Origin of the sequence: Streptomyces sp. NPDC007164 (genome assembly GCF_040634135.1) — a bacterium.
In the GTDB taxonomy this organism is placed as follows: Bacteria; Actinomycetota; Actinomycetes; order Streptomycetales; family Streptomycetaceae; genus Streptomyces; species Streptomyces sanglieri.
In genome coordinates, this window is record NZ_JBEYFB010000050.1 from 33,994 (window position 1) to 44,238 (window position 10,245).

Annotated in this window: 11 protein-coding genes; 9 read left to right on the forward strand and 2 right to left on the reverse strand. The window is 72.2% G+C overall.

What is annotated here, in order from left to right; all coding sequences use genetic code 11:
- Positions 1–111: 111 nt before the first annotated feature.
- The 5 genes from aroH (at position 112) to der (ending at position 4,569) form a co-directional block, all read left to right on the forward strand.
- Positions 112–474 carry a chorismate mutase gene (gene aroH, locus ABZ622_RS35485; RefSeq protein WP_360550430.1) on the forward strand — a complete coding sequence of 121 codons (363 nt, stop codon included), beginning with the start codon at positions 112–114 and terminating at the stop codon, positions 472–474.
- Complete coding sequence (locus tag ABZ622_RS35490) at positions 471–1,556, forward strand: prephenate dehydrogenase (RefSeq protein WP_360550432.1); 1,086 nt, start codon at positions 471–473, stop codon at positions 1,554–1,556. Before aroH ends, ABZ622_RS35490 begins: the two co-directional genes overlap by 4 nt.
- A gap of 121 nt (positions 1,557–1,677) precedes the next feature.
- The gene (cmk, locus tag ABZ622_RS35495) at positions 1,678–2,379 is read left to right on the forward strand and encodes a (d)CMP kinase (protein WP_360550434.1); all 702 of its coding nucleotides are present in this window, start codon (positions 1,678–1,680) and stop codon (positions 2,377–2,379) included.
- On the forward strand, positions 2,376–3,047 hold the full coding sequence (locus tag ABZ622_RS35500) for a lysophospholipid acyltransferase family protein (protein WP_360550436.1): 672 nt from the start codon (positions 2,376–2,378) through the stop codon (positions 3,045–3,047). The genes cmk and ABZ622_RS35500 overlap by 4 nt, the downstream gene beginning before the upstream one ends.
- A gap of 52 nt (positions 3,048–3,099) precedes the next feature.
- A complete protein-coding gene (der, locus tag ABZ622_RS35505; RefSeq protein ID WP_360550438.1) occupies positions 3,100–4,569 on the forward strand; it encodes a ribosome biogenesis GTPase Der in 1,470 nt (489 codons plus the stop codon).
- Between the two features lie 91 nt (positions 4,570–4,660).
- On the opposite strand, the gene ABZ622_RS35510 is transcribed toward der, so the two are convergent.
- Together ABZ622_RS35510 and ABZ622_RS35515 are read right to left on the reverse strand one after the other, a co-directional pair.
- Positions 4,661–5,005: a hypothetical protein gene (locus ABZ622_RS35510; RefSeq protein WP_360550440.1), complete on the reverse strand. Its 345-nt coding sequence runs from the start codon at positions 5,003–5,005 to the stop codon at positions 4,661–4,663.
- Positions 5,006–5,142: 137 nt separating this feature from the next.
- The gene (locus ABZ622_RS35515) at positions 5,143–5,955 is read right to left on the reverse strand and encodes a hypothetical protein (protein ID WP_360550442.1); all 813 of its coding nucleotides are present in this window, start codon (positions 5,953–5,955) and stop codon (positions 5,143–5,145) included.
- Between the two features lie 366 nt (positions 5,956–6,321).
- Here ABZ622_RS35515 and ABZ622_RS35520 point away from each other — a divergent pair, with 366 nt between their 5' ends.
- The 4 genes from ABZ622_RS35520 (at position 6,322) to ABZ622_RS35535 (ending at position 10,095) form a co-directional block, all read left to right on the forward strand.
- Positions 6,322–7,605, forward strand: coding sequence for a glycosyltransferase family 4 protein (locus tag ABZ622_RS35520; protein WP_360550444.1), 1,284 nt, complete (start codon positions 6,322–6,324; stop codon positions 7,603–7,605).
- Positions 7,602–8,450, forward strand: a complete 849-nt coding sequence (locus ABZ622_RS35525) for a transferase (protein ID WP_360550446.1) — start codon at positions 7,602–7,604, stop codon at positions 8,448–8,450. Before ABZ622_RS35520 ends, ABZ622_RS35525 begins: the two co-directional genes overlap by 4 nt.
- 58 nt (positions 8,451–8,508) lie before the next feature.
- Positions 8,509–9,468: a YafY family protein gene (locus tag ABZ622_RS35530; RefSeq protein ID WP_360550448.1), complete on the forward strand. Its 960-nt coding sequence runs from the start codon at positions 8,509–8,511 to the stop codon at positions 9,466–9,468.
- A gap of 411 nt (positions 9,469–9,879) precedes the next feature.
- Positions 9,880–10,095 (forward strand): I78 family peptidase inhibitor, encoded by a 216-nt coding sequence (locus tag ABZ622_RS35535; RefSeq protein WP_360550450.1) that lies wholly within the window; start codon positions 9,880–9,882, stop codon positions 10,093–10,095.
- Positions 10,096–10,245: the final 150 nt, after the last annotated feature.

A 10,245-nucleotide genomic window follows, 5' to 3' on the forward strand; every position in this document is an offset into this window, starting at 1 on the left:
CGCGGCCGTGTACCCGCCCCGTCTCACGGACAGAGCACCCCGGACCGCGTGACCCGCCAGGCCCTAGGCTGATCGGGCAGAGAACGAGCACGAAGAACCGAGGAGCACGACGTGGCGGTACGAGCGGTCCGTGGAGCCGTCCAGCTGGAGCGGGACGAGGCCGGGCACATGGACGAGCGGGTCGGTGCCCTGCTCACCGCCGTCCTCGAACGCAACAGCCTCGTCGCGGACGACCTGATCAGCATCTGGTTCACGGCCACCCCGGACCTGCACAGCGATTTCCCGGCCGCCGCGGCGCGCGGGCTCGGCATCGTCGACGTACCGCTGATCTGCGCCCAGGAGCTGGACATCGTGGGCGCCATGCCCCGTGTGGTGCGCGTGCTCGCGCACATCGAGACCTACCTTCCCAAGTCCGAGATCGCCCACGTGTACCTCGGTGCCACCGCCGCACTCCGCAAGGACATCGCCCAGTGAGAACCGCCGTCGTCATCGGAACGGGCCTCGTCGGCACGTCCGCAGCCCTCGCCCTCGCCGGACGCGGCATCCGGGTCCACCTCGTCGACCACGACCCCCGGTCGGCCCGTACCGCAGCCGCGCTGGGCGCCGGTACGGACGAGGAGCCCGAGGAGCGGGTGGACCTGGCGATCATCGCCGTACCGCCCGCCCATGTGGCCACGGTGCTGGCCACCGCCATGCGGGACGGCATCGCCCGCGGCTACCTGGACGTCGCCAGCGTGAAGGGCGGCCCGCGCCGCGAGCTGGAGGCCCTCGGCCTCGACCTCGCGCCGTACATCGGTACGCACCCCATGGCCGGCAAGGAACGGTCGGGCCCCCTCGCCGCCACCGCGGACCTGTTCGAGGGTCGGCCCTGGGTCCTCACTCCGACCCGTGACACCGACACCGAGGTCCTCAACCTCGCCCTGGAACTGGTTGCGCTCTGCCGTGCCGTCCCGGTCGTCATGGACGCCGACGCGCACGACCGGGCCGTCGCCCTGGTCTCCCACACCCCGCAGCTGATCTCGTCGATGGTCGCCGCCCGCCTGGAGGAGGCCGACGAGACCGCCGTACGACTCTGCGGCCAGGGCATCAGGGACGTCACCCGGATCGCCGCCTCCGACCCCCGGATGTGGGTGGAGATCCTCTCCGCCAACCCCGGCCCGGTCGCCGACGTGCTGGCCGGGGTGGCCGCCGACCTGGACGAGACGGTACGGGCGCTGCGCGGCCTGGAGTCCGGTGACGACGACAAGCGCCGCGAGGGCACCGAGGGCATCGAGGACGTCCTGCGCCGCGGCAACGCGGGCCGGGTCAGGGTGCCCGGCAAGCACGGGACCGCCCCCGCCGCGTACGAGATGGTGTCGGTGCTGATCAGCGACCGGCCGGGCGAGCTGGCCGGGATCTTCGCCGACGCCGGACAGGCCGGGGTCAACGTCGAGGACGTGCGCATCGAGCACGCCACCGGGCAGCAGGCCGGCCTGGTCCAGCTGATGGTCGACCCGAGCGCGGTCCCCGCACTGAGCGCGGCACTGCGCGAGCGCGGCTGGTCGGTACGGCAGTAGGCGGGGCGGGACCGGGGGACCGTTGTCCACAGGGGTGCTCGGGCCCGCCCCGACACTCGGTAACCTTGTGCGGGGCGGGTTCGCACACGCCCCCGTCCCGCCCACCCCGTGTACCAGGAAGGTGTCCACCACCGTGGAAACCCGTACGGCCCCGGCCGCAGTGATCGTCGCCATCGACGGGCCCTCCGGCACCGGCAAGTCGAGCACGTCCAAGGCCGTCGCCGCGCAGCTCGGCCTGAGCTACCTGGACACCGGCGCCCAGTACCGGGCGATCACCTGGTGGATGCTGAACAACGGCATCGACGTCCAGGACGCGGTGGAGGTGGCGACCGCGGCCGCCAAGCCGGTCATCGTCTCCGGCACGGACCCGGCCGCCCCGACGATCACCGTCGACGGCGAGGACGCCTCGGGCCCGATCCGTACCCAGGAGGTCACCTCCAGGGTCAGCGCCGTCAGCGCCGTCCCCGAGGTGCGCACCCGGATCACCGAGCTGCAGCGCACCACCGCCGCCGCGGCCGAGCGGGGCATAGTGGTCGAGGGCCGCGACATCGGCACCACGGTGCTTCCCGACGCCGACCTGAAGATCTTCCTCACCGCCTCCCCGGAGGCACGCGCCGCCCGGCGCAGCGGAGAGGTCAAGGGCTCCGACCTCGCCGCCACCAGGGAAGCGCTGATCAAGCGGGACGCGGCCGACTCCGGCCGCAAGACCTCCCCGCTGGCCAAGGCGGACGACGCCGTCGAGGTGGACACCACCGAGCTGACCCTTCAGCAGGTCATCGAGTGTGTCGTCACCCTCGTCGAGGAGAAGCGGGCCGCGAAGTGACCCAGGCCACGGGCCGCCCCTCACTGCGCGGAGCAGCGGTGGGGCGCGGGATCGGAATCGGGCTGATGTACGGGCTGTGGAAGCCCCGTGTACTCGGCGCGTGGCGGGTTCCCGCCTCCGGACCCGTCATACTCGCGGTGAACCACTCGCACAACATCGACGGTCCGATGCTGATGGGCACCGCGCCCCGGCCCGTCCACTTCCTGATCAAGAAGGAGGCGTTCGTCGGCCCGCTCGATCCGTTCCTGCGCGGAATCGGTCAGCTGAAGGTGGACCGTACGACCGTCGACCGCACCGCCATCACCCACGCCCTCGGCGTGCTGGAGGAGGGCGGGGCGCTCGGGATCTTTCCCGAGGGCACCAGGGGCGAGGGCGACTTCGCCTCCCTGCGTGCCGGGCTCGCGTACTTCGCGGTACGCAGCGGGGCGCCGATCGTGCCCGTGGCGGTCCTGGGAAGCACCGAGCGCCACGGACGGTTGATATCGGCACTGCCGCCGCTGCGCAGCCGGGTCGATGTCGTCTTCGGTGACGCCTTCGAGGCGGGCGACGGCAGCGGGCGGCGTACGCGCAGGGCGCTGGACGAGGCGACGGTACGGATCCAGGCGCGGCTGACCGCCCACCTGGACGAGGCCAGGCGTTTCACCGGGCGCCGGGTAAGACTTGAGTAGTGGGCCGCGCAGCAGTGGCCCATCGATGATGATGCAAAGAGGAACGGACTTCATGAACGACCAGATTCACTCCGACGGCTCGGACCACGAGCACGGAGCGCTTGGCGAAGCCGAGTACGCGGAGTTCATGGAGCTCGCCGCGGAGGAGGGCTTCGACCTCGAAGAGGTCGAGGGCGCCATCGACGAGGCCGGTCACGGACCGCTGCCCGTGCTCGCCGTAGTCGGCCGCCCCAACGTCGGCAAGTCGACACTGGTGAACCGGATCATCGGCCGCCGCGAGGCCGTCGTCGAGGACAAGCCCGGCGTCACCCGCGACCGCGTCACCTACGAGGCCGAGTGGGCGGGCCGCCGCTTCAAGGTCGTCGACACCGGCGGCTGGGAGCAGGACGTGCTGGGCATCGACGCCTCCGTCGCCGCCCAGGCCGAGTACGCCATCGAGGCGTCCGACGCGGTCGTCTTCGTGGTCGACTCGACCGTGGGCGCGACCGACACCGACGAGGCCGTCGTCAAGCTGCTGCGCCGGGCGGGCAAGCCCGTCGTGCTCTGCGCCAACAAGGTCGACGGCCAGAGCGGCGAGGCGGACGCCACCGCCCTGTGGTCGCTGGGCCTCGGCGAGCCGCACCCGGTCTCCTCGCTGCACGGCCGCGGCACCGGCGACCTGCTCGACGCCGTGCTCGAAGCGCTTCCCGAGGCCCCGGCGCAGCGCTTCGGCACCGCGATCGGCGGCCCGCGCCGGATCGCGCTCATCGGCCGTCCCAACGTCGGCAAGTCCTCGCTGCTGAACAAGGTCGCCAACGAGGACCGCGTCGTCGTCAACGAGCTCGCGGGCACCACCCGCGACCCGGTCGACGAGCTGATCGAGCTCGGAGGCATCACCTGGAAGTTCATCGACACGGCCGGCATCCGCCGCCGCGTCCACCTCCAGGAAGGCGCGGACTACTACGCCTCGCTGCGTACCGCCGCCGCCGTGGAGAAGGCCGAGGTCGCTGTCGTCCTGATCGACGCGGGCGAGTCCATCAGCGTCCAGGACCAGCGGATCATCACCATGGCCGTGGAGGCCGGCCGGGCCATGGTGATCGCGTTCAACAAGTGGGACACCCTCGACGAGGAGCGCCGCTACTACCTGGAGCGCGAGATCGAGACGGAGCTCGCGCAGATCGCGTGGGCGCCGCGGGTCAATGTCTCGGCGGTCACCGGCCGGCACATGGAGAAGCTCGTTCCGGCGATCGAGACCGCCCTCGCCAGCTGGGAGACCCGTGTCCCCACCGGCCGGCTGAACGCCTTCCTCGGCGGGATCGTCGCCTCCCACCCGCACCCCGTCCGCGGTGGCAAGCAGCCCCGGATCCTCTTCGGCACCCAGGCCGGCACCAAGCCGCCGCGCTTCGTGCTGTTCGCCTCGGGCTTCCTGGAGCACGGCTACCGCCGGTTCGTCGAGCGCCGGCTGCGTGAGGAGTTCGGCTTCGAGGGCACCCCGATCCACATCTCGGTGCGGGTCCGCGAGAAGCGCGGCCGCAACAAGTAGCACCCACGGGCGCACGATGGAGCCCCGGACCGTCTCGTACGAGAGACGGTCCGGGGCTCAGTCACGGGCCGGGCGCCCCGCGGACGTACGGTCAGGCGCCCCGCGAGCCCGGGGGCAGGGCCGCCGGCTGGGTGCGCCCGGAGTGCCGGCCCATCCGCTGCCAGGAACCGAGGCCTCCGGTCCCGGTCCCGGTGCTGTGTCCGGTGGAGCCGCCCGTCACGGCGAGGCCGGTGGAGAAACCGGCGGAGTGGCCGGAGTGGCCGCTCAGCGGGAGGCGGCTGCCGAAGAGCCCCGAGCCGAAGGCCAGGAAGCCGAGATTCTCCTCGCCGCTCCGATCACCCGGCAGCGCCCGGAACGAGCGGCGGTACTCGGAGTACAGCGCGTCGTAGATCGGGGTGTGGGACTGACCGCCCGATGGCTCCTGCGAGGGCCGCATGGCAGGAATCGGGCTCGGGCGCTGGTGGGAGGAGTCGTATGAGTGCACGTATGTGCCAACGACACCGGTGGCGGTCGGATGCGGGCGTGGCGGAGAAATAGCTGTTCGCCGCTGGTGCGAGGGGCCGGCGGACATGATCAGGTACCGGCCAGCGGCATCGCGGCGGCGACCAGGAGCCCCTTGGCCGCGGCCCTGTCCAGGGCGTCGCGCAGCAGGTCCTCGCGGGGCTGCTGGCCGATCGACCCGGCCGGGGCGGCGAAGACGAGCACGGTCTGCGACTTGTTGGCCGCGGTCCGCCAGCCCTCGGTGACCTGGAGCGGTGCGTGTGCCTGCCACCAGGCGACCGGTGCGCCGCCGCCGGTGCCCGGCTGGAGCACGGCGTGCAGCTGGCCCATGGCGAGCAGGATCGACCAGCCGTGCAGCACGGCGGGCACCTGGTCCGTCCGGTGGACCGGGTGGAAGCCCTGCTCCAGCAGCAGCTGGAGGAACTCGTCGCCCCGGCCGCCGTCCGTGCCCGGCCGGGCGATCGCGCCGGTCGGCTCGACGACGAGGGCCGGGTGGAGCTCGTCGTCGATCAGGACGAGGCCGCTGGTGATGCCGAGTACGGCCTGTTCGGTGGGGGCGTCCTGCGGCCGGCCCGCGCCGGAGCCGGAACCGTCGACGTACGGGCCCTCGCCGCCGGTGATGCTGCGTACGGCGCCCTGGAGCTGCTCCTCGGCGACCTGGACGACCTGCGAGGGGATGCACGTCGCGTGGGCGAAGGCGAGGACGGCGGTCTCGTCGCCGACGAAGAGCACCGTGCTGGTGCGTTCCTGCTCGGAGTCTCCGGGGGTGCGGCAGGAAGTGCAGTCGTAACTGCCCGGGGCGTTGTCGCCGACGAGCAGCCGCTCGGCTTCGGCATCGCCGATCTCGGCGCGTACGTCCTCGCTGACGTCGAGCATGCGCGGCACGGGTGGCTCCTCGAACTCGGTACGTGCGCCGGGCGGTTCCCGGCTCATGGAAATGACAACGGGCGAGCCGCGGCCGGGGTCACGCGAGAAAGGGAACGTAATCGAACCAACCGGGCCAGAGGGTGAATCCCGGGGCCCGGGAGCGCACTTGGAGACCGTTCGGGCCGGTCCGGGGGCTCGCGATGTGGTCGACTCGGCGATGCGGCGGTGCGTCGAATACGGCAACAAAGCGACAAAGCAGGAAAGTGGGCGAGTGTACCGCTGGCCGAAATTCGCCTGTACGGGGAGTGAACCGCTGACCGGCCTGCGTCGTCATGGCAAGTGCAGCCTGCCGCTGATCAGCCGAACCGGGAGATATGGCGTTACATGCACATTTCTTTCCTGCTCCACAACGCCTACGGAGTCGGGGGCACGATCCGTACGACGTTCAATCTCGCCGGGGCGCTGGCCGGGCACCATGACATCGAGATCGTGTCGGTCTTCCGGCACCGCGACGTTCCCGCGCTGGGCGCCCCCGAGGGAGTGCGCATGAGCCACCTCGTCGATCTGCGGAAGAAGAGCCCGACGTACGACGGCGACGCCGCCGAATACGCCCGCCCCGCGACGGTGTTCCCGCGCGGCGACAGCAGGCACCGGCAGTACAGCAAGCTGTCCGACGCGCGGGTGGCGGACCATCTGCGGTCGCTGGAGGCGGACGTCGTGGTCGGCACCCGGCCCGGGCTCAACGTGCACATCAGCAGGCAGGCCCGCCGCGGCCCGGTCCGGATCGGGCAGGAGCACCTCACCCTCGACAGCCACAGCTACCGGCTCCGCCGCGAGATCGCGCACCGCTACCCCCTGCTCGACGCGATCACCACCGTCACCGAGGCCGACGCCCGGGCCTACCGGACCGGGTTCAAACTCCCCGGCGTACGGATCGAGGCCATCGCCAACAGCGTGCCCGAACCGGCCGTCCCGCCCGCCGACGGCGACCGCAAGTGGGTGATCGCCGCAGGCCGGCTGCACAAGGTCAAGCGGTACGACCTGCTCGTCCGGGCGTTCGCCGAGGTGGTCGCGGTCCGCCCGGACTGGCGGCTGCGCATCTACGGCGGCGGCGACGCGACCGGCAACGAACGCGCGGTGCTGCTCGCCCTCGTCGAGGAACTCGGGCTGCACAACCACGTGTTCCTGATGGGACCGGTCAATCCGCTGGAGGCCGAGTGGCCCAAGGGGTCGATCGCCGCGGTCACTTCGGACCGCGAGTCCTTCGGCATGACCATCGTCGAGGCGATGCGTTGCGGCCTGCCGGTCGTCGCCACCGACTGCCCGCACGGCCCCCGCGAGATCATCGACGACGGCACCGACGGACGGCTGGTGCCGGTCGGTGACACGGCGGCCGTGGCCGAGGCCCTGCTCGGTCTGATCGGCGACGACGAGGCACGGCACCGCGCGGGAAGAGCCGCGCTGGCCGCGTCGCAGCGGTTCGACCCGGCACGGATCGCCGAACGCCATGAACGGCTCTTCACCGAACTCGCCTCGCGGGGCCCGCGCGACCGCTCGCACGGCGCGCTGGGCACCACACTGCACCGCGCCAGGGGCACCGTGCTGGACGGGGCGTACGCCCTGCGCTACAAGGCAGCCGCCGTGATCCGCAAGGGGAAGACCACATGACCGTCTCCACCGGGCAAAGGACACCGAAGGCCGACTGCACCGCGGGACCGGGCGGCGGGATCACCTTCGATCTCGACCTCGGCCGCCGCGAGGACCAGGAGGCGCCGGAACTGCTGCTCCGGCTGCGCGGCGCCAAGGGCAAGGGCGGCGACGGCCACACCGTACGGCTGCCGCTGAGCCCGCTGCGCGACGGGCGGCTGCGCGCGGTGCTGCCGGGGACCGCGGAGCCCGCGGAGGGCCGCTGGGACGTCTATCTGCGGGAGCCCGGTACGCAGGACGGCGCGGCGGTGGCCGTCGAGCCCGGCATCCGGGACCTGCGGCTGCTCGTCGACCAGGTACCGCAGAGCGGGCGGGTCGCGGTCCGGATCCCGTACCCGACCCTCGACGGCCGGCTCGCCGTGCGCTGCTGGCTGCGCGCACCGCACGCCGAGGCCGGGCCGGTGACCCTCGACGGGCACGGGATGACCGTCGAGGGCACGCTGTACGGCACCGGCCTCGGCGCCGATGCCCGGGTCGAGGCCCGGCCGCCCGGCGCGGACGGCCGGGTCCTGCGGGTGCCGGTCACGGGGAAGGAGGGCACCTTCGCTTTCACACTGCCCCTCGACGGGCTGGCCGACGGGGCGGTCACCGAGCCCCGGCTGTGGACGCTCTGGCTGATCCCCGGGACGGCGGAGGACGGGCCGGCCGGCGGTGTACGGATCTCCCGCATCCTCGACGACGTCTGGGACCGCAAGAAGATCTTCGTCTACCCGGGCCGCAGCACCGGGGAGGGCGGCCGGGCCACGCCCTGCTACTCCACCGACAACGACCTCTGCGTACGGCTCGAACCGGAACCCGCCTCCTGAGGGCCGCCGGGGCGGTTGCGGACCCGGGCTGTCCGCAACCCCTGGCAGACTCGCCGTCATGTTGGAGACCTCGGCACGACTGCTGCGTCTGCTCTCACTGCTCCAGGCACACCGCGACTGGTCCGGCGCCGATCTCGCCGACCGGCTCGGGGTCACGCCGCGGACCGTCCGGCGCGACGTCGACAAGCTCCGCGAGCTGGGCTACCCGGTCAACGCCAGCCCCGGCACCGGCGGCGGATACCAGCTCGGCGCCGGTGCCCAGCTGCCGCCGCTGCTCCTGGACGACGAGGAGGCCGTCGCCGTCGCCGTCGGCCTGCGCACCGCGGCGGGCAACGGGGTCGAGGGCATCGGCGAGACCTCCGTACGCGCCCTGACCAAGCTCGAACAGGTGCTGCCGGACCGGCTCCGGCGCCGGGTGAACGCGCTGAACACCTTCACCGTGCCGCTGCTCCGCGGGCCCGGCGCCTCGGTCGCCGACGCGGGTGTCCTGACCGAACTCGCCGGGGCCTGCCGGGACGGCGAGCGGCTGCGCTTCGAGTACCGGGACCACTCCGGCTCCGTCTCGCGGCGGACCGTCGAACCGCACCGGCTGGTGTGCACCGAGCGCCGCTGGTACCTCGTCGCCTGGGACCTGGGCCGCGCGGACTGGCGTACGTTCCGGGCGGACCGGATCACCCCCACGCCGCCGCACGGCCCGAGGTTCGTCCCCCGCGAGCCACCCGCCGAGGACCTGGCCGCCTATGTCGCCAAGGGGATCTCCACGAGCGCCTACCCGATGCGCGCGGTGATCCGGCTGAAGGCGGGGATCGAGCACGTGGCCGAGCGGATCTCGCCCGCCGCCGGGGTGCTGGAGGCGGTCGACGCCGACACCTGTCTGCTGCGTACCGGGGCGACCGGCCTGGACGTGATGGTCGTCCATGTGATGCTGCTGGGCCTCGACTTCGAGGTCGTCGAACCACCGGAGCTGAAGGACGCGATCAAGGTCGCCAGAGACCGGCTGACCAGGGCGCTGGACTGAGCACCGGCCGCGGCGACGCCTTAGGGACGGCCGGGGTCGCCCGCTATACCAGTGGCGGTCGACGGCTGTCCCGTACCGCAGAGTGAATATTGTGACCAAAGGATAAGGCTGCCATAAGGAAGCGTGAATTCCCGGCGACATGCTCATTTACGCGTGTTATTCGGTGCGGGAATTGCACCGGCTCGATACGGGATATTCCACTCCGATTCCGGGCTTTCCGAATGATCATTCTCCGGGTTGTGTGATTACTGTGTGTCGGGTCCCGGGCGGCCTGTCCGGGTGGCGTGATTCCTACTGCGGGCATGTCGTGATCCTGTGACACAAGTGTGACCGGCAAGGAACGTGAGGATGCCCGGCGACGGCGGGCGCCCCGGCTTCCGCCGCCGCCCGCGGCCGCCTACGGTGAGGGGCATGGCACCCATACCGGCCCCTTCAGTCCAGCCCGACGACGCGCCCGACGAGTACGTCGGCCTCGCTGCCGACGCCGCCGAACGACGGGCCCGCAGCCACGGCTGGACCACCGTCAGATCGCTGCCGCCGGGCGCGATCATCACCATGGAGTTCCGCGGCGGCCGGATCAACTTCGAGGTCGACGCGGCCGTCGTCACCCGCTGCTGGGTGGGCTGAGGCTCCCCGCGCCGCGAGAACCCGGACCCGGACAACGAGTGAAGGCCCCGACCGGGCGGGGGGGGGGGCCGGAGTGGGGGGGGGCGGGGGCTGCGGAGGGGCTGCCCCCCCGGGGCGCACCCGCCCCGCCGCCGCGGGGCCCGGGGGGTT